Source organism: Streptococcus mitis (assembly GCF_001281025.1).
Lineage (GTDB): Bacteria > Bacillota > Bacilli > Lactobacillales > Streptococcaceae > Streptococcus > Streptococcus mitis_AK.
In genome coordinates, this window is the sequence record NZ_CP012646.1 from 859,189 (window position 1) to 885,005 (window position 25,817).

The window sequence follows — 25,817 nt, forward strand, 5'->3', positions numbered from 1 at the left end:
GATGAAAGATTTTTTTAAAAAAATCAAACGGGTTAAATTAATAAATATACAAAAATAAAATATCTAGCAATGGAAATTAATGAAAATTATATATATATATATAGCAACTTTAAAAAGGTGTTGAAATGAAAAAATATTGAAAAAGAGCTAAAATTATTGATTATTTTATATAATTCAGATAATTTCGACTATTTTTTAGAGAATGATATAAATAAAAATTTAAATTATTTATGTTATTTTCAAGCAAATAAATTGAATATATCTAGCTAGTGTGATAGAATGAATATACATGTTTCAGAAAAAATATAGTACTTGAGGCAATTCCTTCATTTATAAATGAAATGAAGTGGTTTTGGTTTTTACTATATCATCTATAAACATGATATAAAAAAAAGGAGGTTGTTAGTCTAGATGAAAGGCAAGCAACAACAAGATTTTAGAACAGAAAAGTACATTCGTTACGGTATTCGTAAATATAGCTTTGGAGCAGCATCAGTAGCCATTGCAGCTGGTTTAATGTTCCTTGGAAATGGTGCAGTATCAGCGACGGAAGTGCAATCAGTGGAAACAACTATCTCAACTCCTGCTCCTAGTCAAGATGATAAGGAAAAGGCTGAGGCTAAAGTTGAAACAGTAGAAACTGTAAGACCAGAAACTGAAACAGCTACTGAAGTGAAACCTGAAGTTAAAGTAGCAAATAAAGCTACACTTGAAGCTAAAGTTGCGGCTTTAGAATCTAAACTTTCTAACGCTAAATACGCAGACGCTTCAGTAGTAAGTTCAGCTAAGGACGTACTGGCAACAGCTAAAGCGACTCTTGCAAAAGCAGATGCTAGTCAAGTAGAAGTAGACAAACAAGTTGAAACTGTTGTAGCTTTGAGCACAGTTGTCGCTGAGTCTGATGTAGCTGGCTTAGAAAAGAAAGAAGCAGCTGATAAGGAAGCAGCAAAAGCTGAAGCAGAAAAAACTGCTACTCCCGCTGAAAAAGCTCTTTCAGTAGCAACAACAACACTTACACAAGTTTCATCAGAAGCTGAAGTAACTAACAAATTGGCTGAGACTGAACTAGCTAAGTCTGACGTTAAAGAAGAGAATAAAGCAGCAGTTACAGCAGCGGTAGCTAAAAACCAAGCAGTTCTTGCTGAAACAAAAACTCTTTTGGCCGACAAGAGTGTTACAAAAGAGCAAGTAGATGCTCAACTAGAACGCCTCAATGAATCAATCCTTGCAGTTTACAATGAATTGAAAAATGCTGGAATCAACCGTGATGGTAAGTTCTCATATGTATTAGCTGATATAGCTGAAACTGTAACAGAACCACCTCTTTCAGAAGAAGAGCAAGCAAATCACTGGAAGAAGTATGCAGATAAAAACACAGAGCGTTTGACTAAACAAATCAAATGGTTCGATATTGCTAACAGTAAAGCAACAGTAGAAAATCTTGGTGAAGGTGATAGACTTAAAGTAGGAACAAAATTCACACAAGAAATTTCACCTGGATATGTTGTAACCTTAACAGTTACTAAGTTGGCACCATTTAACTCTACTGATGAGTATAAAAAACGTGGTGGAGCAGGATACGATGCTAATGCACAAAACGTATACAAAGACAATACTCCAGCTGAGTTGAAAGTCGTAAAACAAGGTTCATATTCTGTTGCGAAAACAAACGGAATGGATACACAAGGTAAAACAGTTATTCAATCTGTAGTTGATGGAGCTAACGTAGGGGTGGAATTCTCTGTTAAATCAACTTTAAACGGGAAAGAAGTACCTTCAAACGTTGTATTCTTAACGGGGGAAGAAGCTGGTTCATCTGAAGTTGAAATCTATAAAACAGATGGTGATGGTTTTGAGTTAGTAACTGAGTTATCAAATTCTACTGTAGCAGGTAAAGAAACAGCTCGTTCATACATTGGAGAAATCTATGAACGCAGAACAGTGGCTACTGCAGGTCATGGACAAAATCGTACAGATGGCCAATTAGGTATTTCTTACACGCTTGAAGGCTCTGGTAAACCAGCTTTTGCTCCATTTTTAGCAGATAAAGGTGCAGGATTCTTCAATACAACAGTTACATCAGATACAGTAATTACAGCAACTGCAAAAGATGGAACTATTCATGCGGATGGATTAGGAACACAAGTTTTCGGACCAGTATCAACTCACCGTGATTCAGGTTTCTCCACTCCATTGGTAATGACTCGTAATGCCAAAAATATTGGTATGTATATTATGTCTAATGGTCAACAAGGGTCTATGCTTGGATTTATGGTCCTAGATGAAGGGGATGCTCCTGCATCATACGGACGTGTAGCCCATTCTATTTCTAAATCTAATGGACAAAAACAACCATACCTAGGTTCTGTTCCAGCTGATGTTGACGTTCGTACAACTCCAATTAACAAAACAACTGCATTTGTATACGATGATATCAATGGTATCGGTGATGCGGATGAAGGCGCTCGTCAATTGATGGGTGACGATGTTGCTCCAAATGATAACTATAAGTTGAAAAAAGTTAATGCCGGAACTTATTCAATGACCTTCGATGCTCACCTAGACGGTGAATCAAAAGCATACGTTAATGGTTGGATTGACTTTAACGGAAATGGTAAGTTTGATGAAGGTGAAGCTGCAGGTGTAACAGAAGTAACACAAGATGGTAAAGTAACGCTTACTTGGACAAATGATTACCAAAACGTAGATACATCTGCTACTAAACTAGCAACACGTTTGCGTATTGCATACGACAAAGCTGACGTTAAAGAAGCTACAGGTATTGCCTACTCAGGTGAGGTAGAAGACTTCCAAATCCAACAAACAATTCCACCACGTGGTACAAAACAAGAAACTAAAGATGTTCAAGGTGCTACTCAAACATCTACTGTAGCATTTAATGCATACGGTCAAAAGAACTATGATTTTGATAAAGATAATGCTATTGATACGACAGTTAAATCACAAATCGTTAAACCAGATGGTACATTAGTAACAGATGCTGATCTAGTAGATGGATACTATGTAGTACCAGGGCAAGGTAAATACAAGATTACTGATAATGGTGCAAATGTAGATGTAGAATTTATCCCAGAAGCAAACTTTGTAGGTACAGCAGATGGTATCACCATCCGTCGTACTGATATCAACGGTAATACCACTGGTTGGGGTAATGAAGGACGTCAAATCGTCGGTGGTGAAGGAGATGCTAAAGACCAACTAAACCTAGTAAGTGAACAAGTTCAATTAACTGGATTGGCAGCTAAAGGTTCTATGGATGGTCGTTACATCCCAACAGTAACTCCAAAAGAAATTGTTGGAAAACCTGAAGAATCAACAGATATCCAAGGAAAACCACAAACTAAAACACCTAAATTCTCAATCAATGTAGATAAAGATGGTGACGGAACTGCACCAGATGCAGTAACACCAAGTGTACAATACCCAGCTAAATTGGTAGATCCAGCGACTGGACAACCAACAGATGAAAAAACTGTAACTGTAAAAGGTGAAGGAACTTATACAATTGATCCAACAACTGGAGCGGTAACATTCACTCCAGAACCACAATTTACAGGAACTGCTAAAGGCATTGATGTATCATTAACAGCACCAGTAGGTCAAGACAAAAATGGTCAACCTGCAACAGCTACTGCTACTGCTAAGTACACACCAACTGTAACAGGTGTAACCCCAACAGCAGCACCATCTACTTCAACTGGTGTTCAAGGTGAAATTCAAAAAGGAACACCAACATTTACAGAAGGAAATACAGAAGTACCAATTAAAGAAAACTCTGTAAAACTTCTTAATGCAGATGGAACAGAAGCAAATGGACCAGTAGATGCTTTAGATGAAAAAGGTAATAAGGTTGGTGAATACACTGTTGACCCAGCGACAGGAGAAGTAACCTTCAAACCAACAGACAAATCTTACACTGGTAAAGTACAACCAGCTAAAGTTCAAGCTGAAGATAAGAATGGAACAAAAGTTTCTACAACTTACACACCATCTATCGTAGGTGTAACACCAACAGCAACTCCAGATGAATCAGCAGGAGTACAAGGTGAAACACAAGAAGGAACAGTATCATTCGCACCAGGTGAAACAACAATTGATGGTGAGAAGAAATCAGTTCCAATCAAAGCAAACTCAGCTAAATTGTTGAATGCAGATGGAACAGAAGCAAATGGGCCAGTCGATGCATTAGATGAAAATGGTAAAAAGGTTGGTGAATACACAATTGACCCAGCTACTAACAAAGTAACCTTCACACCAACTGATAAGACTTATGTTGGTAAAGTTCAACCAGCTAAAGTTCAAGCTGAAGACGAAAATGGAACAAAAGTTTCGACAACTTATACCCCAACAATTGTAGGAGTAACTCCAACATCTACGCCAGCTACAACAACAGATGTACAAGGTAAAACTCAAGAAAGCACAGTTTCATTTGAAGCTGGTAAGACAACGATTGACGGTAAAGAGAAATCTGTAAAAATCGATCCAGATACTTACACACTTCTAGATGAAGATGGAAAACCAGCTAAAGAGGTACCGGCTAAAGATCCAGAAGGAAACGTAATTGGTAAATATACTCTTAAAACTGTAGATGGAAAAGCTGTTGCAGTATTCGAGCCAACAGATAAAACATATTCAGGAGATGTACAACCAGTACGCGTTCAAGCTAAAGATAAAAATGGAACAGCTGTAGAAACAACTTACACACCGAAGATTACTCCTGTAACACCAACAGCAGAAGCAGCTAAATCAGAAGCTATCCAAGGTGACACTCAAAAAGGAACACCTTCATTCGTTCCTGGAGACAACATTGCTCCAATTAAAGAGAATTCATACAAACTTCTAGATAAAGAAGGAAATGAAGTTCCAGCAGGACAAACAACTCCAGCTTATGCTGAAGACGGAGTAACGCCAGTAGGTACTTACTCAATCGATCCAGCAACAGGAGAAGTAACCTTCACACCAACAGATAAATCATACACTGGTAAAATAACACCAGCTAATGTTCAAGCAGAAGACACAAATGGAACTAAAGTTTCAACAACTTATACTCCATCAATCATTCCTGCACAACCAGAAGCAGAACCTGCTAAAACTGTTGATGTTCAAGGTGCAACTCAAACTGGTAAACCAGAATTCCAAGGTGGAACAGCTATGGTTAACGGTGAAGAGAAAACTGTAGAAATGGACGATACAGTACCAGCTAAATTGGTAGATCCTAAGACTGGAGATAAAGTAGATTCATTAACTGTTGAAGGCGAAGGAACATATACAGTAGCTCCAGACGGCACAGTAACCTTCAAGCCAGAACCAAAATTCACAGGTGTAGCTAAAGGTGTTGAAGTAGTTCGTCAAGATAAGAACGGAACTCCAGCTAAGGCAACCTACACACCAGAAGTTAAACCAGTAACACCAACAGGAACAGGCGCTGTAACAGAAGATGTTCAAGGTTCAACTCAAACAGGTAAACCTGAATTCAAGGGTGGAACAGTAACAATCGATGGTAAAGAGAAAACTGTTGAAATCAATGAAGATAAACCAGCTAAATTGGTTGATCCAAAAACAGGAAATCCAGTTGATTCAGTAACCATCGAAGGCGAAGGAACATACACAGTAGCTCCAGACGGAACAGTTACCTTTACACCAGCGAAGAACTTCACAGGTAAGGGAACTGGTGTCACAGTTCAACGCGAAGATAAGAACGGCACACCAGTAACAGCTAAGTACACACCAGTTGTAAAACCAGCAACACCAACAAGTTCAGATGTTATCAATACAAATGTTCAAGGTGCAATTCAAGAAGGAACACCAACATTTGAAGGTGGAAAAGTAATTGTAAACGGTAAAGAAAAAACTGTTGAAATCGATGAAACTGTAAAACCTACATTTGACGATGGCACAACTGAGAAGAAAGTACCAGGCGAAGGAACTTACACAATCGACGAGAACGGTAAAGTAACCTTCACACCAGAGAAAACATTCACTGGCCAAGCGAAAGGTGTAACAGTTAAACGTGTGGATAAGAATGGTACACCAATCACAGCTAAGTACACCCCTGTAGTCGTTCCAGTAACACCAACTTCAAAAGATTCTGAATCAGAAGGTCCTAAAGGACAAACTCAATCAGGAACACCAACATTTGAAGGTGGAAAAGTTACAATCAACGGTAAGGAAGTTCCAGTTGAAATCGATGAAACTGTAAAACCAACATTTGACGATGGCACAACTGAGAAGAAAGTACCAGGTGAAGGAACATACACAATCGATGAAAACGGTAATGTAACCTTCACACCAGAACCTGACTTCGTAGGTAAAGCAACCGGAGTAACCGTTAAACGTGTAGATAAGAACGGTACACCAGTAACAGCTAAGTACACTCCAACAGTACATCCAGATACTTCACATGTTGATAAGGACGGTAACCCTCTTTCACCAACAGAAGACGGAACTAAACCATCTAAAGATATCCCAGGATATAAAGTAGTTAAAACTGAAATCGACGAAAAAGGAAATACAAAACACATCTATGAGAAAGTTACAACAACTCATAAAGATAAAGATGGTAATGTAATTCCAGGAACAACTACTGAGGAAGGCACAACTCCTAAGAAAGATATCCCAGGTTACCGCTTCGTAGAAACTAAGACTCTTCCAAATGGAGATACAGAGCACATTTATGAGAAAGTTAAGACAAGTCACAAGGATAAAGACGGCAACGAAATTCCAAACTATCCAACAGAAGACGGCGAACAACCTAAGAAAGATATCCCAGGTTACCGCTTCGTAGAGACTAAGAAACTTCCAAACGGCGATATCGAACACGTTTATGAGAAAGTTAAGACAAGTCATAAGGATAAAGACGGAAATGAAATTCCAAACTATCCAACAGAAGATGGCGAACAACCTAAGAAAGATATCCCAGGTTACCGCTTCGTAGAGACTAAGAAACTTCCAAATGGCGATGTAGAACATGTTTACGAAAAAGTAACACCACCAGCTCCAACACCTTCACCTGTTCCTCAACCAAATCCAGGTAAGCAAAACACAACTACTTGGACTGATGAGAATGGAAATCCATTGAAACCAACTGAGCCAGGTTCTAAAGAACCAGGAACAGTTCCAGGTTACGAATATGTGAAGACAGTGACAGATTCAAATGGAAATATCAGACATATCTTCAGAAAAGTTCAAACACCAACTCCAGTTGATCCAACTCAACCAGTACAACCAGTTGAGCCAGCTACTCCAGCAATGCCTGAACAGCCAGCTAAACCTCAAGTACCGGCTACTCCAGCACAACCAGTACAAGCAACAGCAGTCAAAGAAGCTGAAGCTAAGCGTGAATTGCCAAATACTGGTACAGAAGACCATGCTAGCCTTGCAGCACTTGGACTTCTCGGAGTATTGAGTGGATTTGGTCTTGTATCTCGCAAGAAGAAAGAAGACTAAGCTTTCTAATTGATATGATTTGTTTACAATGAATATATCTGTTTAAACCTGATGAATCATTCGATTCATCAGGTTTTTTCTGGCTCTTTGTCAACTGTAGGGGGTAGAAGGAAAGCTAAACTCGAGAAAGGACACATTTCGTCCTTTCTTTTTTTGAGTATAACAGCCATGTCGTTCATCTAAGATGTAAGTACTCCGTGGTTACCATCTACTAGTGAACCTATATGCGTAAACTACGTGAGCAATTGAATTCGAACTAGAAAGTTAATTAATAGATTTATGCTATAATCATGGCAGACTGTATGCGTTTGATTATAGTTCATCAAAAACTAGATTAGAATTGTCAGATAATATCATTTTATGTTATAATGAAGAAAAAACAGAGGTGTTCAAATGTCAGAAGCAGGTCATAAGTTTTTAGCAAAATTGGGGAAAAAACGCTTACGTCCAGGTGGAAAACGTGCCACAGATTGGTTAATTGCAGAAGGAGGATTTTCAAAAGAAAAGAGAATACTAGAGGTTGCGTGTAATAGGGGAACTACAGCAATTGAGTTGGCACAGCGTTTTGGTTGTAAGATAACTGCTATTGATATGGATGCTCAAGCTTTAGAAGTGGCTAAAAAATCTGCTGAAACGGCAGGTGTTGGTCATTTGATCAAGTTTGAAAGAGCAAATGCAATGAAACTTCCTTATGAAGATGCTAGTTTTGATATTGTTATAAATGAAGCTATGCTGACTATGCAAGCCGATCAAGCTAAGAAAAAATGTGTAATGGAATATCTAAGGGTTTTAAAACCTGAAGGTCTTCTCTTGACACATGATGTGCTTCTTAAGGAAGCTAAAGAGTCTGTCAGACAGGAACTGTCACAAGCAATTCATGTAAATGTAGGTCCTTTAACTCAAGATGGTTGGGAACAGGTGATGATAGAATCAGGTTATTGTGATGTGAAAGTATTGACTGGTGAAATGACATTAATGAAATTATCAGGTATGATTTATGACGAAGGTTGGCTAGGAACTTTGAAAATTTGCGTAAATGCTTGTAAAAAGGAGAATAGAAAGCAGTTTTTAACTATGTATAAAATGTTTGATAAGAATAAAAAGAACTTGGGATTTATTGCGATGGCTAGTTATAAATCGTCAAATCGTTAGATAATCATTGAAGTTAAGTTTTCCTTTTTTCTTTCTTAAAAAATATGCTATAATAGAGAGTAAAAAACTTTGAAAGAAAGAAAAAGATGAATTTAAAAGATTACATTGCAACAATTGAAAATTATCCAAAGGAAGGGATTACCTTCCGTGATATCAGTCCTTTGATGGCTGATGGGAATGCTTATAGCTATGCTGTTCGTGAAATTGTTCAGTATGCTACTGACAAGAAAATTGACATGATTGTAGGTCCTGAGGCTCGTGGTTTTATCGTGGGCTGTCCAGTTGCGTTTGAGTTAGGAATTGGTTTTGCACCTGTTCGTAAACCAGGTAAATTACCGCGCGAAGTCATTTCTGCTGACTACGAAAAAGAATACGGTGTTGATACCTTGACTATGCACGCGGATGCCATCAAGCCAGGTCAACGTGTTCTTATCGTAGATGACCTCTTGGCAACAGGTGGAACTGTTAAGGCAACTATCGAGATGATTGAAAAACTTGGTGGTGTTGTAGCAGGTTGTGCCTTCCTTGTTGAATTGGATGAATTGAACGGCCGTGAAAAAATCGGTGACTACGATTACAAGGTTCTTATGCATTATTAATGAAAAACAGTCCTTAGGACTGTTTTCTCTACATTAGGGTATAAAAATAGACTATAGCTAGTTAGAGAAAAAGTATAATTGAAAACTATATCTTCTTGCAGTATAATAAAAGGACTAGGTGTTTGAGATTTGGCTTCAAACATATGCAATTATTCCTGAAAGAGTACAGTTAGGAGAGGGTTATGCCGATTCGAATTGATAAAAAATTACCAGCTGTTGAGATCTTACGGACAGAGAATATCTTTGTTATGGATGATCAACGTGCGGCCCACCAAGATATACGTCCCTTGAAGATTTTAATTTTAAATCTCATGCCACAGAAAATGGTCACAGAGACCCAGTTGTTGCGCCACTTGGCTAATACGCCCTTGCAACTGGATATTGATTTTCTCTATATGGAGAGTCATCGTTCTAAAACAACTCGTTCAGAGCACATGGAGACCTTTTATAAAACTTTTCCTGAAGTTAAGGACGAGTATTTTGATGGGATGATTATCACGGGTGCTCCAGTTGAGCATTTACCATTTGAGGAAGTGGACTATTGGGAGGAATTTAGTCAAGTAATCGAGTGGTCCAAGACCCATGTCTATTCGACCCTTCATATCTGTTGGGGGGCTCAGGCTGGGCTTTATCTGCGCTATGGTGTAGAAAAATACCAGATGGATAGTAAGCTATCAGGTATTTATCCTCAGGACACCCTAAAAGAGGGTCACCTTCTCTTTAGAGGCTTTGATGATAGCTATGTATCCCCTCATTCACGGCACACGGAGATTTCTAAGGAAGAAGTCTTAAATAAAACTAATCTCGAGATTTTATCAGAGGGTCCTCAGGTTGGAGTTTCGATTTTGGCCAGTCGTGATTTACGAGAAATTTATAGTTTTGGACATTTGGAATATGATCGTGATACCTTGGCAAATGAATATTTCCGAGATCGTGATGCAGGTTTAGATCCACATATTCCAGAAAATTACTTTAAGAATGATGATGTCAACCAGACACCTTGTCTTTGTTGGTCTTCATCAGCAGCCCTCTTTTTCAGTAACTGGGTAAATTATGCAGTCTATCAGGAAACCCCTTTTGACTGGAGAAAAATAGAAGATGATGCATCTGCATTTGGGTATTTATAAGAGGAATTATGACATATTTAGACGCTTTTAAATCAGGGAACTTGGTTTTACCGAGTGCCCTGCTCTTGCATTTTAAGGAACTCTTTCCTTCTAGCGACGATTTTCTGGTCTGGCAATTTTTCTATTTGCAAAATACGACAGGTTTGGATGAAATGTCGCCAAGCCAGATTGCTGAAAGGATTGGTAAGGAAATTTCGGATGTCAATCAGGCTATTTCCAATCTAACGGAGAGGGGACTGCTTCAGTATCGTACTATCGAATTAAATGGCGAAATCGAATTGCTTTTTGATGCTAGTTTGGCATTGGAATGTTTGGATAATTTGCTTGGAGCTGCTCATTCAAGTTCAGACCAGTTGACACCTCAAAATCAGCTTAAGAATTTGGTGGAAACTTTCCAGCAGGAGTTGGGACGCTTGTTGACTCCTTTTGAGATTGAGGATTTGACCAAGACACTAAAGGAAGATGGGACCAGTGCTGACTTGATTAAGGAGGCTCTTCGTGAAGCTGTTTTGAATGGGAAACCAAACTGGAAGTACATTCAGGCGATTTTGAGAAATTGGCGCCATGAAGGCATTAAAAGTGTGGCTCAAATAGAGGCCAAGCGGGCAGAGAGAGAAGCAAGCAATCCTCAGTTGACACAGGTATCTGCAGATTTTAGAAATGCTATGGATCTCTGGAAGGATTAATCCTTGTAAGCAGGCTTGAAATCCGAGTAAGATTTGCAAGCTGTGTATAATTGTGATAAAATAAGTAGAAAATAAATTGAAAAAAGAGGTATGTGAAATGTCACGTAAACCATTTATCGCTGGTAACTGGAAAATGAACAAAAATCCAGAAGAAGCTAAAGCATTCGTTGAAGCAGTTACATCAAAACTTCCTTCATCAGATCTTGTTGAAGCAGGTATCGCAGCTCCAGCTCTTGATTTGACAACGGTTCTTGCAGCTGCAAAAGGTTCAAACCTTAAAGTTGCTGCTCAAAACTGCTACTTTGAAAATGCAGGTGCTTTCACTGGTGAAACAAGCCCACAAGTTTTGAAAGAAATCGGTACTGACTACGTTGTTATCGGTCACTCAGAACGCCGTGACTACTTCCACGAAACTGACGAAGATATCAACAAAAAAGCAAAAGCAATCTTTGCAAACGGTATGCTTCCAATCATCTGTTGTGGTGAGTCACTTGAAACTTACGAAGCTGGTAAAGCTGCTGAATTCGTAGGTGCTCAAGTATCTGCTGCATTGGCTGGATTGACTGCTGAACAAGTTGCTGCATCAGTTATCGCTTATGAGCCAATCTGGGCTATCGGTACTGGTAAATCAGCTTCACAAGATGACGCACAAAAAATGTGTAAAGTTGTTCGTGACGTTGTAGCTGCTGACTTTGGTCAAGAAGTTGCTGATAAAGTACGTGTTCAATACGGTGGTTCAGTTAAACCTGAAAACGTTGCTGAATACATGGCTTGTCCAGACGTTGATGGAGCTCTTGTAGGTGGTGCATCACTTGATCCAGAAAGCTTCTTGGCATTGCTTGACTTTGTAAAATAATCAGTAGCAAAAGCTAGGTGGAACAGCATTCAGATGTCTGTTCCATTTTTTATAGGAGAGGAAAGATTGAAAACAAAGATTGGAAAAATTGGATTAGCAAGTATCTGTTTGCTCGGCTTGGCAGTTAGTCATGTAGCTGCAAATGAAACTGAAGTAGCAAAAACTTCGCAGGATGCAACGACAGTTTCAAGTAGTTCAGAGCAAAATCAGTCTTCTAATAAAACTCAAACGAGCGCAGGAGTAAAGACCAATGCTTCTGCCCACTGGGATGGGGATTATTATGTAAAGGCTGATGGTTCCAAAGCAAAGAGTGAGTGGATTTTTGATAACTACTATAAGGCTTGGTTTTATATTAAGTCAGACGGTCGTTATGCTCAAAATGAGTGGCAGGGCAATTACTACCTAAAATCAGGTGGTTATATGGCTAAGAATGAATGGGTTTATGATAACGCCTATAAGAATTGGTTTTACCTGAAGTCTGATGGTTCTTATGCTAACCAGGAATGGCATTCTGTTGGAGGTAAATGGTACTATTTTAAAAAATGGGGCTATTTAGCTAAAAGTCAATGGCAGGGAAGTTATTTCCTAAATAGTCAAGGTGCTATGATGCAAAATGAATGGCTTTATGATCCAGCATATTCGTCTTATTTCTATCTCAAGTCCGATGGTTCTTATGCAAATCAAGAGTGGCAAAAGATAGACGGCAAGTGGTACTATTTCAAGAAGTGGGGGTACATGGCTCAAGATGAGTGGCATGGGGACTACTATCTTACTGAAAGTGGTGCTATGGCAACAGGTGAGTTAATTATGGATGATGCTCGCTATATTTTTTCTGACTCAGGTGAGTTAAAAGAAAAGAAAGACTTGAATGTTGGTTGGGTTTATCGAAATGGACACCGTTATTTCTTTAACCATCGTGAAGAACAGGTCGGAACTGACCGTGCTAAGAAGGTTATTGATGTCAGTGAGCATAATGGCCGCATTAGTGATTGGAAAAAGGTTATCCAGGAAAATGGAGTTGATGGCGTTATTGTTCGCTTGGGATATAGTGGTGTAGAAGATAAGGAATTGGCTTATAATATTCAAGAATTTAATCGACTAGGCATTCCTTATGGTGTTTATCTTTATACCTATGCCGAAAATGAAACAGATGCTGAGAATGATGCTAAGCAGACTATTGAACTCTTGAAGAAATACAAGATGAACTTGTCTTATCCAATCTACTATGATGTTGAAAATTGGGAGTATTTAAATAAGACCAAGAAAGCTCCGACCGACACAGCTACTTGGGTTAAAATTATCAATAAATATATGGAAACCATGAAGCATGCTGGTTACCAAAACGTGAAAGTTTATAGCTATCGTCAACTTTTGCAAACTCGTTTGAATCATCCTGATATTTTACAACATGTAAACTGGGTTGCAGCTTATACGGATGCGCTTGATTGGAATAATCCTCATTATTCAGGAGAAAAAGGATGGCAATATACTTCATCTGACTCTCTTAAAGGGATTCGAGGACGTGTGGATGTTAGCGTCTGGTATTAAGATGTAAAACTGAGAAAAGAGTGTACATTTGTATGCTCTTTTCTTTATTTTATCGCAGTTAAGGGAGTTTGAAAGGGACTGTGTTTTATTCTAAAAAATTCTTAAATTATCAGTCTATTGCAACTTTTCTCATGTGAGTCATTTGGCTTGCTATTGGTTTTACTTAGTAGTATACTAAGGTAGTAATCATTAAGAAGTGGTTACAAAAAATAATAAACGAGGTAAAATAAAATGGTAGAATTGAAAAAAGAAGCAGTAAAAGACGTAACATCATTGACAAAAGTAGCGCCAGTAGCATTGGCAAAAACAAAGGAAGTATTGAACCAAGCTGTTGCTGATTTGTACGTAGCTCACGTTGCTTTGCACCAAGTACACTGGTATATGCGCGGTCGTGGTTTTCTTGTGTGGCATCCAAAAATGGATGAATACATGGACAGCCTTGATGGCTATCTTGACGAAATCAGCGAACGTTTGATTACACTTGGTGGCAGCCCATTCTCTACTTTGACAGAATTCCTTCAACATAGTGAAATCGAAGAAGAAGCTGGTGAATACCGTAATGTTGAAGAAAGCTTGGAACGTGTCCTAGATGTTTATCGTTATCTCATCACTCTGTTCCAAAAAGCTTTGGATGTTACTGATGAAGAAGGTGATGATGTGACAAACGATATCTTTGTTGGTGCTAAAGCTGAACTTGAGAAAACGGTTTGGATGCTTGCGGCAGAACTTGGACAAGCTCCCGGTTTGTAAGAAATAGAATAATCATATAAAAATCTGTAGGATGCCTCTTACGGATTTTTTTCTATTCTGTAAGCTATTCCAAACCAGTCTTTTTTTGAGTTTTTTGATAAAATAGTACTATCAGTGAAAAGGATGGAAGCATGACTAAGAAAATCGTAGCTATTTGGGCCCAGGATGAAGAGGGTGTGATTGGTAAGGACAATCGTCTGCCTTGGCATTTACCAGCAGAACTGCAACACTTTAAAGAAACAACTCTGAATCATGCTATCTTGATGGGGCGTGTGACCTTTGACGGGATGGGGCGTCGCTTGCTTCCAAAACGGGAGACTTTGATTTTGACTCGTAACCCAGAAGAAAAGATAGATGGGGTTGCTACTTTTCACGATATCCAGTCTGTTCTAGACTGGTATCAGGGTCAAGACAAGAATCTCTATATTATCGGTGGGAAGCAAATTTTTCAGGCTTTTGAGCCCTACCTTGATGAAGTGATTGTGACTCAAATTCATGCTCGGGTGGAAGGAGATACCTATTTTCCTGAGGAGTTTGACTTGTCTCTTTTTGAGACGGTTTCAAGCAAATCTTATACCAAAGATGACAAAAATCCTTATGATTTTACCATCCAATACCGCAAGAGAAAGGAAGTCTAATGGAACGTAGTATATTTGGTTTTTTCACAGCCATGCTGTGTTTGGTCTGCTTACTTGCAGGAGTACAGGCTTTTCGTAAAAAGCGCTATGGACTTTCTGTCCTGCTCTGGTTAAATGCCTTTACCAATTTGGTCAATAGTATCCATGCTTTTTACATGACCTTATTTTAGATAGAATGACAGTATAGAATAGAACGGAAGGAAATCATGCCTACAAATAGGAATAATGATATGATGGTTTATTGCTCATTTTGTGGCAAAAGCCAGGAAGAAGTACAAAAAATAATCGCAGGTAACAACGCCTTTATCTGTAATGAATGTGTGGAGTTGGCCCAGGAAATTATTCGGGAGGAGTTGGCTGAGGAAGTCTTGGCAGACTTGTCTGAAGTTCCAAAACCAATCGAACTTCTCCATATCTTGAACCACTACGTAATCGGTCAAGATCGTGCCAAGCGTGCCTTGGCAGTAGCTGTTTACAACCATTACAAACGCATCAATTTCCACGATACGCGTGAAGAGTCAGAAGATGTGGATTTGCAGAAGTCAAACATCTTGATGATTGGCCCAACTGGTTCGGGGAAAACTTTCCTTGCTCAGACCTTGGCTAAGAGCTTGAATGTACCTTTTGCAATTGCGGATGCGACAGCTCTTACGGAGGCTGGTTATGTAGGTGAGGATGTGGAAAATATCCTCCTCAAACTCTTGCAGGCTGCTGACTTTAACATTGAACGTGCAGAGCGTGGCATTATCTACGTGGATGAAATTGACAAGATTGCTAAGAAGAGCGAGAACGTGTCTATCACACGTGATGTTTCTGGTGAAGGGGTGCAACAAGCCCTTCTCAAGATTATCGAGGGAACAGTTGCAAGCGTGCCGCCTCAAGGTGGACGTAAACATCCACAACAAGAGATGATTCAAGTGGATACTAAAAATATCCTCTTCATCGTGGGTGGTGCCTTTGATGGTATTGAAGAAATCGTCAAACAACGTCTGGGTGAAAAAGTCATCGGATTTGGTCAAAACAATAAGGCGATTGACGAAAACAGCTCTTACATGCAAGAAATTATCGCAGAAGATATTCAAAAATTTGGTATTATCCCTGAGTTGATTGGACGCTTGCCAGTCTTTGCAGCTCTTGAGCAATTGACTGTTGATGACTTGGTTCGTATTTTGAAAGAGCCAAGAAATGCCTTGGTCAAACAGTACCAAACCTTGCTATCTTATGATGACGTTGAGTTGGAATTTGACGACGAAGCTCTTCAAGAGATTGCCAATAAGGCCATTGAACGCAAAACGGGTGCGCGTGGTCTTCGCTCGATTATTGAAGAAACCATGTTAGATGTCATGTTTGAAGTGCCGAGTCAGGAAAATGTGAAATTGGTCCGTATCACAAAAGAAGCTGTCGATGGAACAGATAAACCAATCCTAGAAACAGCCTAGAGGTGACTATGGAACTTAATACACACAATGCTGAAATCTTGCTCAGTGCGGCTAATAAGTCCCACTATCCGCAGGATGAACTTCCAGAGATTGCTCTAGCAGGACGTTCAAATGTTGGTAAATCTAGCTTTATCAACACAATGCTGAACCGCAAGAATCTAGCCCGAACATCAGGTAAACCTGGTAAAACCCAGCTTCTTAATTTCTTTAACATTGACGACAAGATGCGCTTTGTGGATGTTCCTGGTTATGGCTATGCCCGTGTTTCTAAAAAGGAACGTGAAAAGTGGGGGCGAATGATAGAGGAGTACTTAACGACTCGGGAAAATCTCCGTGCAGTGGTCAGTCTAGTTGACCTTCGTCATGATCCGTCAGCAGATGATGTGCAGATGTACGAATTTCTCAAGTATTATGAGATTCCAGTCATCATTGTGGCAACCAAGGCGGACAAGATTCCTCGTGGTAAATGGAACAAGCATGAATCAGCAATCAAAAAGAAATTAAACTTTGACCCAAGTGACGACTTTATCCTCTTTTCATCTGTCAACAAGGCAGGGATGGATGAGGCTTGGGATGCAATCTTAGAAAAATTGTGAGGAAAAGAAAATGGCAAAAACAATTCATACAGATAAGGCCCCAAAGGCTATCGGACCATATGTTCAAGGAAAAATCGTTGGCAACCTTTTGTTTGCTAGCGGTCAAGTGCCCCTATCTCCTGAAACTGGGGAAATCGTTGGAGAAACGATCCAAGAACAGACAGAACAAGTCTTGAAAAACATCGGTGCTATTTTGGCTGAAGCAGGAACAGATTTTGACCATGTTGTCAAAACAACTTGCTTCTTGAGCGATATGAACGACTTTGTTCCTTTTAACGAGGTTTACCAAACGGCCTTTAAAGAGGAATTTCCAGCTCGTTCAGCTGTGGAGGTAGCTCGTCTTCCTCGTGATGTAAAAGTCGAAATCGAAGTCATCGCAGAGATTGGATAAGCTAGTTGAAGTTTGGTGTTGCCAAACTTCTTTTGATATAAGGAGAAAAAGATGACAAAGAAACAACTTCACTTGGTGATTGTGACAGGAATGAGTGGTGCAGGGAAAACAGTTGCTATTCAGTCCTTCGAAGATTTGGGTTATTTTACTATTGATAATATGCCGCCAGCTCTCTTGCCTAAGTTTTTGCAGTTGGTGGAAACAAAGGAAGACGACCATAAGTTGGCCTTGGTAGTAGATATGCGTAGCCGTTCTTTCTTCTCAGAGATTCAAGCTGTTTTGGATGAGTTGGAAAATCAAGATGATTTGGATTTCAAAATCCTCTTTTTGGATGCTGCAGATAAGGAATTGGTCGCGCGCTACAAGGAAACCAGACGAAGTCACCCACTAGCAGCTGACGGTCGGATTTTGGATGGAATTAAGCTGGAACGTGAACTCTTAGCACCACTGAAAAACATGAGCCAAAATGTTGTGGATACGACAGAACTCACTCCACGTGAACTGCGTAAAACCATTGCAGAGCAGTTTGCGGATCAGGAACAAGCCCAGTCTTTCCGTATCGAAGTCATGTCTTTTGGCTTTAAATATGGAATCCCGATTGATGCAGATTTAGTCTTTGATGTCCGATTCTTGCCAAATCCCTACTACCTACCAGAACTGAGAAACCAAACGGGTGTGGATGAACCAGTTTATGACTATGTCATGAATCATCCTGAGTCAGAAGACTTTTATCAACATTTGTTGGCCTTGATTGAGCCGATTTTGCCAAGTTACCAAAAGGAAGGGAAGTCTGTTTTGACTATTGCCATGGGTTGTACGGGTGGACAACACCGTAGTGTGGCCTTTGCTAAACGCTTGGCGCAGGACTTATCCAAGAATTGGCCTGTCAATGAAGGGCATCGAGACAAAGACCGAAGAAAGGAAACGGTAAACCGTTCATGAGAAAACCAAAGATAACGGTGATTGGTGGAGGGACTGGAATCCCCGTCATTTTAAAAAGTCTGCGTGAAAAAGATGTGGAAATCGCTGCTATCGTAACGGTGGCAGATGATGGTGGTTCATCAGGTGAACTCCGAAAAAATATGCAACAATTGACACCGCCAGGTGATCTTCGTAATGTCCTTGTGGCCATGTCGGATATGCCTAAGTTTTATGAGAAGGTCTTTCAGTACCGCTTTTCTGAAGATGCGGGAGCCTTTGCTGGCCATCCATTGGGAAATCTCATTATCGCTGGCCTGTCAGAAATGCAGGGTTCGACCTATAATGCCATGCAGTTACTGAGCAAATTTTTCCATACAACAGGGAAAATTTATCCTTCCAGTGATCATCCTTTGACCCTGCATGCAGTCTTTCAGGATGGGACAGAAGTGGCTGGAGAGAGCCATATTGCAGACCATCCAGGCATGATTGACCATGTTTATGTGACCAATACCCTCAACGATGATACGCCTCTGGCTAGCCGTCGAGTGGTGCAGACCATTCTTGAAAGTGATATGATTGTCCTCGGACCTGGTTCCCTCTTTACCTCTATTTTGCCCAATATCGTGATTAAGGAAATAGGGCAGGCGCTTTTGAAAACCAAGGCAGAAATCGCCTATGTCTGTAATATCATGACCCAACGTGGGGAGACTGAACACTTTACAGATAGTGACCACGTGGAAGTCTTGCATCGTCACCTTGGCCGACCTTTTATCGATACTGTCTTGGTGAATATCGAAAAAGTGCCTCAGGAATACATGAATTCCAATCGCTTTGATGAATACTTGGTGCAAGTGGAACATGATTTTGCTGGTCTTAATAAGCAAGTTCCGCGCGTGATTTCATCCAACTTCCTCCGTCTGGAAAATGGTGGTGCCTTCCACGATGGGGATTTGCTCGTGGATGAGTTGATGCGGATTATACAGGTGAGAAAATGAGTTTCACAGTAGCAGTAAAAGAAGAAATCCTAGGTCAGCACCATCTGAGCCGGCATGAATTATCTGCCATTATCAAAATGTCTGGCAGTATCGGTCTCTCGACTTCGGGCTTGACATTGTCCGTCGTGACAGAAAACGCCAAACTGGCTCGTCACCTCTATGAGTCCTTTCTCCATTTCTACGAAATCAAATCAGAAATTCGCCATCACCAAAGAAGTAATCTTCGTAAGAATCGGGTCTATACCGTTTTTACAGATGAAAAGGTGCAGGACCTTCTGAGTGATTTGCACTTGGCAGACTCCTTTTTTGGCCTAGAAACGGGTATTGATGGGGCGATTTTATCGGATGAGGAAGCCGGTCGTGCCTATCTTTGTGGCGCTTTCTTGGCAAATGGAAGCATTCGTGACCCTGAGTCAGGCAAGTACCAGTTGGAAATCAGTTCTGTTTATTTGGACCACGCGCAAGGGCTTGCCTCTCTTCTCCAGCAATTTTTGCTGGATGCCAAGGTGCTTGAGCGCAAGAAGGGGGCTGTAACCTACCTCCAGCGTGCCGAAGACATTATGGACTTTTTGATAGTAATCGGAGCCATGCAGGCGCGTGATGATTTTGAGCGAGTTAAGATTTTGCGAGAAACTCGTAACGACCTCAATCGGGCCAATAATGCCGAGACAGCCAATATTGCTCGGACAGTTTCTGCCAGCATGAAGACTATCAATAATATCAGTAAAATCAAAGATATCATGGGCTTAGAAAATCTGCCAGTGGATTTGCAGGAAGTAGCGCAGTTGCGGATTCAGCACCCAGACTACTCTATCCAGCAGTTAGCAGATAGCCTCAGCAATCCCCTTACAAAAAGTGGTGTCAACCACAGACTTAGAAAAATAAACAAGATTGCGGATGAATTATAAAACCACGAATCGTAGGACTCGTGGTTCTTTTTTATAAACTAGTTGAGTGTTTTGGTTGTACTTTTTGCTCTGGGTCAATGTAGTTGATGGCATTGTTGACAGCGGTTGGTGCTTCTCCAAGCCCTGTCGCAATCAGATCAATTTTTCCGTCATAGTAGCAGCAGTCACCAATAGCATAGATACCTGCTTGGCTGGATTCCTGTTTGCTGTTGACGATAATCTTGTGGCGGTTGAGGTCTAGACCCCAGTTTTTAAGGTTACCAACAGAAGATTTGAAACCATAGTTGACAAAGAGGTGATCTAAGTCAATCGTTTCTGTCTCATCAGATTTGACTTTTGTGATTTCAAGTTTATCGAGCCTTTTTCCATCTCCAAGGAGTTGGCTCGGGACGAATGGTGTCTTGATGGTCACAGAAGATTCCTGCAAGGCTTGGACACTGTGTTCCAAGGCACGGAAATTATCTCTGCGGTGAACAAGGGTGGTTGGTGAAATTTTTTCAAAAGCCAAAGCCCAATCTACAGCTGAGTCCCCACCACCCAGAATCGTCACTTTCTTACCAGCGTATTGCTGGATGTTGGAAACGTGGTAATGGATATTTTCATAGCCTTCAACGCCTTCTAGTTCCAGCGGACGTGGTTTGAAGGCACCGCCACCCATAGCGATGATAACAGTTTTAGACAGGTGACTTCCTTTAGAAGTTGTGATGACAAATCCTTCTTCTTGTTTTTCAATCTCAAGAACCGTTTCATTGAGATGAATGGGGGTATCAAAGCCGTTTAATTGCTCGATTAGACGGTTGGTCAATTCTTCTCCAGTCAGGTTTGGGAAACCTGGGACGTCTAAAATTTCCTTTTCAGGATAGAGAATAGCAGGTTGTCCACCTAGTTGTGGAAGGGAGTCGATGATTTGGACCTTGGCTTGGCGTAGATGTGCATAGAAGGTTGCAAAAAGCCCGACGGGACCACCACCTACAATGGTAATATCATAGAGTTGAGACATGGTTTCTCCTTTGTTTTTTCTAGTCAGTTTATTTTATCATATTTTTTCTTTAATTTAAAATGAAGTAGGATAGGGAAAAAAATGCCAGAAAAATGGTATAATAGAAAGGAACGTGTTTGGACAGAGAGGAGACAGCAGATGAACTTTCAACAATTATCCAACCTGCAATATTGGACTAGCTTGTTTTCTAGTCCTTGGAGTATTGCCATCAATGTGTTTGATATTTTGATTGTGGCCTATATTTTATATCGTTTTACAAAAGCGATAGCTGGCACCAAGATTATGATTTTGGTGCGTGGGGTCGTGATCTTTGTATTAGCCCAGGTTGTGGCCAATATCCTTGGTTTAACAACGATTTCTTGGTTGATTAATCAAATTATCACCTATGGGGTTATTGCTGCGGTTGTTATCTTCTCTCCAGAGATTCGGACTGGTTTGGAACGCTTGGGAAGGGCGACAGATTTCTTTTCTACTGCTCAAATTAGTGCAGAGGAGCAAATGATTCGTGCCTTTGTCAAGTCGGTTGAATATATGAGTCCTCGTAAGATTGGTGCTCTGGTTGCCATCCAACGAGTTCGGACCTTGCAAGAATACATCGCGACAGGTATTCCCTTGGATGCCAATATTTCAGCTGAACTCCTTATTAATATCTTTATCCCCAACACTCCCCTACACGATGGTGCTGTGATTATCAGAGAAAATCGAATAGCAGTAACCTCTGCCTATCTTCCCTTGACAGAAAGCACAGGGATTTCCAAGGAATTTGGGACCAGACACCGGGCGGCTATCGGTTTGTCAGAAGTATCCGATGCCTTGACCTTCATCGTCTCAGAGGAAACAGGAGGCATTTCTATTACCTATAACGGTGTTTTCAAGCACGACTTGACGATTGAAGAATTTGAAGCAGAGCTACGAGCAATTCTTTTGCCAGCTGTTGAGGAAAAAGTCAGTTTCAAGGACCGTTTGTTAGGAGGTTGGAAATATGAGAAAAAATAGTCTATATATCATTTCATCTCTCTTTTTTGCTTGTGTCTTATTTATCTATGCAACGTCAACCAACTTTCAAAATAGCAATACCGCAAGGCAGGTTAAATCAGAAACTTACACCAATACGATAACGAACGTTCCTATCGTTATTCACTATGATGATGATCAGTATTTCATTAGCGGATTTGCATCAGAAGTTTCAGTGGTATTAACCGGAGCCAATCGTGTGACCTTGGCCAGCGAAATGCAGGAGAGCACTCGTAAGTTTAAGGTAACTGCTGATTTGACGGATGCCAGTGTTGGAACGATTGAAGTTCCCTTGAATATTGAAAATCTTCCAAGTGGATTGACCGCTGTGGCAACGCCTCAAAAGATTACAGTGAAAGTTGGGAAGAAGGTTAAGCGAGATGGGATGATTGTTGTGCCACAAGTTGACCAAAGCCAGATTGATCCCAAGCTACAAATTGATAGTGTAACCGTGTCAAATGAACGGGTCTCTGTCACAACTGACCAAGAAACACTAGCTAAAATTGATCGTATTATTGCGCTTTTACCAACCAGCGAACGCATAACAGGTAATTACAGTGGTTCAGTACCTTTGCAGGCAATCGACCGTAATGGTGTTGTCTTACCAGCGGTGATTACTCCATTTGATACGACAATGAAGGTCACTACAAAACCTGTGGGTACAAGTTCAAACACATCAAATTCAACTACAAGCAGTTCGTCGGAGACATCTTCGTCAACGAAAGCAACTAGTTCAAAAACGAATTAAAAATAGGAAAAGGATTTTATAAAAATGGGTAAATATTTTGGGACTGATGGAGTCCGTGGAGAAGCTAACGTAGAATTAACGCCAGAATTGGCCTTTAAACTAGGACGTTTTGGAGGCTATGTTCTTAGCCAACATGAAACGGAAGCACCGAAAGTTTTTGTAGGACGTGATACACGTATTTCTGGGGAAATGTTAGAATCTGCCTTGGTGGCAGGTCTCCTCTCTGTAGGGATTCACGTCTACAAACTTGGTGTCCTTGCAACACCAGCAGTAGCTTACTTGGTAAAAACTGAGGGAGCCAGTGCAGGTGTCATGATTTCTGCTAGCCATAACCCAGCCCTTGATAATGGAATTAAGTTCTTTGGTGGTGATGGTTTCAAACTAGATGACGAAAAAGAAGCAGAAATTGAAGCCTTGCTAGACGCTGCAGAAGACACTCTGCCACGTCCAAGTGCAGAAGGCTTGGGAACCTTGGTAGATTATCCAGAAGGCTTGCGTAAGTATGAAGGCTACCTTGTTTCAACTGGAACTCCTCTTGATGGAATGAAGGTTGCCTTGGATACAGCCAATGGTGCAGCTTCTACAAGTGCCCGTCAAATCTTTGCAGATCTTGGTGCTCAATTAACTGTTATCGGGGAAACACCAGATGGTCTTAACATCAACCTTAATGTTGGTTCAACCCACCCAGAAACCCTTCAAGAAGTGGTCAAAGAAAGTAGCTCAGCTATTGGTTTGGCCTTTGACGGTGACAGTGACCGCTTGATTGCTGTTGATGAAAATGGTGAGATCGTCGATGGTGATAAGATTATGTACATCATCGGGAAATACCTTTCTGAAAAAGGACAATTGGCCCAAAATACAATCGTGACAACCGTTATGTCTAACCTTGGTTTCCACAAGGCCTTGGACCGTGAAGGCATTAACAAGGCAGTCACTGCAGTTGGCGATCGTTACGTTGTTGAAGAAATGAGAAAATCAGGCTACAACCTTGGTGGTGAACAGTCTGGTCACGTTATCTTGATGGATTACAATACAACAGGTGATGGTCAATTATCAGCTGTCCAATTGACAAAAATCATGAAGGAAACTGGTAAGAGCTTGTCAGAGTTGGCAGCAGAAGTAACCATCTATCCACAAAAATTAGTCAATATCCGAGTGGAAAATGCCATGAAGGAAAAGGCTATGGAAGTGCCAGCTATCAAGGATATCATCGAGAAGATGGAAGAAGAAATGGCAGGGAATGGCCGTATCCTAGTACGCCCAAGTGGAACAGAGCCCCTCTTGCGTGTTATGGCAGAAGCGCCTACAACAGAAGAAGTGGACTACTATGTTGATACCATCGCAGACGTAGTTCGAGCTGAAATCGGGATTGACTAAATCCTAGAAAACTAGATGAAAATAAAAAATTATGGTACAATAGCTTATAATATTGTAGCCAAGGGAGAAAGACATGAATCTTAAACGTGAACAAGAATTTGTTAGTCAGTATCATTTTGATGCGCGTAATTTTGAATGGGAAAATGAAAATGGAGCTCCTGAAACTAAGGTGGATGTGAACTTCCAATTACTCCAACATGACCAAGAAAATCAAGTGACTTCTTTAGTGGTTGTCTTAAGTTTTATGATTGTCTTTGACAAATTTGTTATCAGTGGAACGATTTCCCAAGTGAACCATATCGATGGCCGTATTGTTAACGAACCAAGTGAATTGAACCAAGAAGAAGTGGAAACCTTGGCTCGTCCATGTTTGAACATGCTCAACCGTTTGACTTATGAAGTAACTGAAATTGCATTAGACTTACCAGGAATCAATTTGGAGTTCTAATATGAAATTAGCTGTTATCACAGATTCCTCTGCCTATCTCAGTGCAGAGGCCTTGCAAAGAGAAGATTTATATGTCTTGGATATTCCTGTCAATATTGATGGTGAGGAGTATGTCGAAGGTATTAATCTGACTGCTGAGGAATTTTACCAAAAAATGGCTCAGGCTTCTGAATTGCCTAAGACCAGTCAACCAAGTATTGCCAAGCTAGATGAGATTCTAACTTCGCTCAAAGAACAAGGCTATACCCATGCTTTGGGGCTTTTCCTATCTTCTGGAATTTCAGGTTTTTACCAAAATATCCAGTATATGATAGAAGAATATGAGGGTTTAACTATTGCTTTCCCAGACACTTTGATTACAAGTGCTCCTCTGGGTATCATGGTTGAAAGTGTCTTTAACTGGCGAGACCAGGGTGATGACTTTGCCATTATTCAGGATAAGCTAGCTATTCAGATTAGTCATACATCTGCTTTCATCATGGTGGATGACTTGGACCATTTGGTTAAAGGTGGACGCCTTTCAAATGGAGCTGCGATTTTGGGCAATCTGCTAAGCATTAAGCCAATTCTTTATTTCAACGACCAAGGTGTGATTGAAGTGTACGAAAAAGTTCGTACTGAAAAGAAAGCAGCCAAGCGTTTAATTGAGATTATCAAGGAAGCCACAGCTTCAGGCAAATACCGTATCATTGTCATTCACGGAAATGCTCCTGAAAAGGCTGAAGAATTGCGTCAGCACTTACTTGAATCTGGAGTGGGTACAGATATTTCACTTGCTACATTTGGTAGTGTCATTGGAACACACCTAGGAGCAGGAAGCATTGCTTTAGGTTATATTCCAGTGATTTAGTTGGCGCTTTTGAGCTAGTTAAGAAATCTTGTATCTTAGAGATTGAACACGGACCACCTGCCTCTTGAAAAAAGATGACTGTTTTTCCTTTCGTGGAAAGTCAGCGCCATTCCCTATTTTTCATGGGCAGCTAAGGTCCTTTGTATCTTGATAATTGAACACGCCTGGAACCCTGTGTGAAAAAGATAGTTCTTCCAAGGAGTATCTACTCCTTGATCAGAACTCCTATTTTCACTTTGTGTTCTTGCAGGCTTTGTATCTTAGAAATTGAACACGGACTACCTGCCTCTTGAAAAAAGATGCCTGT

22 protein-coding genes are annotated in these 25,817 nt (G+C 40.5%); 21 read left to right on the forward strand and 1 reads right to left on the reverse strand.

From position 1 onward, the window contains the following. Nucleotides 1-411 precede the first annotated feature (411 nt). The 16 genes from RN80_RS04305 (at nucleotide 412) to whiA (ending at nucleotide 20,073) form a co-directional block, all read left to right on the forward strand. On the forward strand, nucleotides 412-7,467 hold the full coding sequence (locus tag RN80_RS04305; RefSeq protein ID WP_060627737.1) for an Ig-like domain-containing protein: 7,056 nt from the start codon (nucleotides 412-414) through the stop codon (nucleotides 7,465-7,467). A 393-nt stretch (nucleotides 7,468-7,860) separates the two neighbouring features. Then, nucleotides 7,861-8,619, forward strand: a complete 759-nt coding sequence (locus RN80_RS04310; protein WP_060627739.1) for a class I SAM-dependent methyltransferase — start codon at nucleotides 7,861-7,863, stop codon at nucleotides 8,617-8,619. Nucleotides 8,620-8,705: 86 nt separating this feature from the next. Further along, nucleotides 8,706-9,218, forward strand: coding sequence for an adenine phosphoribosyltransferase (locus tag RN80_RS04315; protein ID WP_001049318.1), 513 nt, complete (start codon nucleotides 8,706-8,708; stop codon nucleotides 9,216-9,218). 182 nt (nucleotides 9,219-9,400) lie between these two features. Beyond that, complete coding sequence (gene metA / locus RN80_RS04320; protein WP_060627741.1) at nucleotides 9,401-10,345, forward strand: homoserine O-acetyltransferase MetA; 945 nt, start codon at nucleotides 9,401-9,403, stop codon at nucleotides 10,343-10,345. Nucleotides 10,346-10,353: 8 nt separating this feature from the next. Then, nucleotides 10,354-11,031 (forward strand): DnaD domain-containing protein, encoded by a 678-nt coding sequence (locus tag RN80_RS04325; protein WP_060627743.1) that lies wholly within the window; start codon nucleotides 10,354-10,356, stop codon nucleotides 11,029-11,031. A gap of 97 nt (nucleotides 11,032-11,128) precedes the next feature. After that, the gene (gene tpiA, locus RN80_RS04330; protein WP_060627745.1) at nucleotides 11,129-11,887 is read left to right on the forward strand and encodes a triose-phosphate isomerase; all 759 of its coding nucleotides are present in this window, start codon (nucleotides 11,129-11,131) and stop codon (nucleotides 11,885-11,887) included. Nucleotides 11,888-11,920: 33 nt separating this feature from the next. Continuing rightward, the gene (gene lytC, locus RN80_RS04335; RefSeq protein WP_080998499.1) at nucleotides 11,921-13,435 is read left to right on the forward strand and encodes a choline binding-anchored murein hydrolase LytC; all 1,515 of its coding nucleotides are present in this window, start codon (nucleotides 11,921-11,923) and stop codon (nucleotides 13,433-13,435) included. Nucleotides 13,436-13,666: 231 nt separating this feature from the next. After that, on the forward strand, nucleotides 13,667-14,185 hold the full coding sequence (locus tag RN80_RS04340; RefSeq protein WP_000229886.1) for a Dps family protein: 519 nt from the start codon (nucleotides 13,667-13,669) through the stop codon (nucleotides 14,183-14,185). A 131-nt stretch (nucleotides 14,186-14,316) separates the two neighbouring features. Continuing rightward, entirely contained in the window at nucleotides 14,317-14,823 is a 507-nt protein-coding gene (locus tag RN80_RS04345) for a dihydrofolate reductase (RefSeq protein ID WP_060627749.1), read from the forward strand. After that, on the forward strand, nucleotides 14,823-14,993 hold the full coding sequence (locus RN80_RS04350; protein ID WP_045612102.1) for a hypothetical protein: 171 nt from the start codon (nucleotides 14,823-14,825) through the stop codon (nucleotides 14,991-14,993). The genes RN80_RS04345 and RN80_RS04350 overlap by 1 nt, the downstream gene beginning before the upstream one ends. A gap of 36 nt (nucleotides 14,994-15,029) precedes the next feature. Then, entirely contained in the window at nucleotides 15,030-16,262 is a 1,233-nt protein-coding gene (gene clpX, locus RN80_RS04355; RefSeq protein WP_012972566.1) for an ATP-dependent Clp protease ATP-binding subunit ClpX, read from the forward strand. Between the two features lie 8 nt (nucleotides 16,263-16,270). After that, nucleotides 16,271-16,858, forward strand: coding sequence for a ribosome biogenesis GTP-binding protein YihA/YsxC (yihA, locus tag RN80_RS04360; RefSeq protein WP_000422604.1), 588 nt, complete (start codon nucleotides 16,271-16,273; stop codon nucleotides 16,856-16,858). 10 nt (nucleotides 16,859-16,868) lie between these two features. Next, entirely contained in the window at nucleotides 16,869-17,249 is a 381-nt protein-coding gene (locus RN80_RS04365) for a RidA family protein (protein ID WP_001140420.1), read from the forward strand. Nucleotides 17,250-17,300: 51 nt separating this feature from the next. Further along, nucleotides 17,301-18,191, forward strand: coding sequence for an RNase adapter RapZ (gene rapZ / locus RN80_RS04370; RefSeq protein WP_060627751.1), 891 nt, complete (start codon nucleotides 17,301-17,303; stop codon nucleotides 18,189-18,191). Next, nucleotides 18,188-19,165, forward strand: a complete 978-nt coding sequence (locus RN80_RS04375; protein WP_060627753.1) for a YvcK family protein — start codon at nucleotides 18,188-18,190, stop codon at nucleotides 19,163-19,165. The genes rapZ and RN80_RS04375 overlap by 4 nt, the downstream gene beginning before the upstream one ends. Continuing rightward, nucleotides 19,162-20,073: a DNA-binding protein WhiA gene (gene whiA, locus RN80_RS04380; protein WP_060627755.1), complete on the forward strand. Its 912-nt coding sequence runs from the start codon at nucleotides 19,162-19,164 to the stop codon at nucleotides 20,071-20,073. The genes RN80_RS04375 and whiA overlap by 4 nt, the downstream gene beginning before the upstream one ends. A gap of 31 nt (nucleotides 20,074-20,104) precedes the next feature. Here whiA and RN80_RS04385 read toward each other — a convergent pair whose 3' ends face one another. Continuing rightward, complete coding sequence (locus RN80_RS04385; protein ID WP_060627757.1) at nucleotides 20,105-21,073, reverse strand: NAD(P)/FAD-dependent oxidoreductase; 969 nt, start codon at nucleotides 21,071-21,073, stop codon at nucleotides 20,105-20,107. Nucleotides 21,074-21,211: 138 nt separating this feature from the next. Here RN80_RS04385 and cdaA point away from each other — a divergent pair, with 138 nt between their 5' ends. The 5 genes from cdaA (at nucleotide 21,212) to RN80_RS04410 (ending at nucleotide 25,510) form a co-directional block, all read left to right on the forward strand. After that, on the forward strand, nucleotides 21,212-22,069 hold the full coding sequence (cdaA, locus tag RN80_RS04390; protein ID WP_001011075.1) for a diadenylate cyclase CdaA: 858 nt from the start codon (nucleotides 21,212-21,214) through the stop codon (nucleotides 22,067-22,069). Next, nucleotides 22,056-22,835, forward strand: a complete 780-nt coding sequence (locus tag RN80_RS04395) for a CdaR family protein (RefSeq protein WP_060627759.1) — start codon at nucleotides 22,056-22,058, stop codon at nucleotides 22,833-22,835. The genes cdaA and RN80_RS04395 overlap by 14 nt, the downstream gene beginning before the upstream one ends. Nucleotides 22,836-22,859: 24 nt before the next feature. Beyond that, nucleotides 22,860-24,212: a phosphoglucosamine mutase gene (gene glmM, locus RN80_RS04400; protein WP_060627761.1), complete on the forward strand. Its 1,353-nt coding sequence runs from the start codon at nucleotides 22,860-22,862 to the stop codon at nucleotides 24,210-24,212. 73 nt (nucleotides 24,213-24,285) lie between these two features. Further along, the gene (locus tag RN80_RS04405) at nucleotides 24,286-24,660 is read left to right on the forward strand and encodes a DUF1149 family protein (RefSeq protein WP_060627763.1); all 375 of its coding nucleotides are present in this window, start codon (nucleotides 24,286-24,288) and stop codon (nucleotides 24,658-24,660) included. Between the two features lies 1 nt (nucleotide 24,661). After that, entirely contained in the window at nucleotides 24,662-25,510 is an 849-nt protein-coding gene (locus RN80_RS04410) for a DegV family protein (RefSeq protein ID WP_060627764.1), read from the forward strand. Nucleotides 25,511-25,817: the final 307 nt, after the last annotated feature.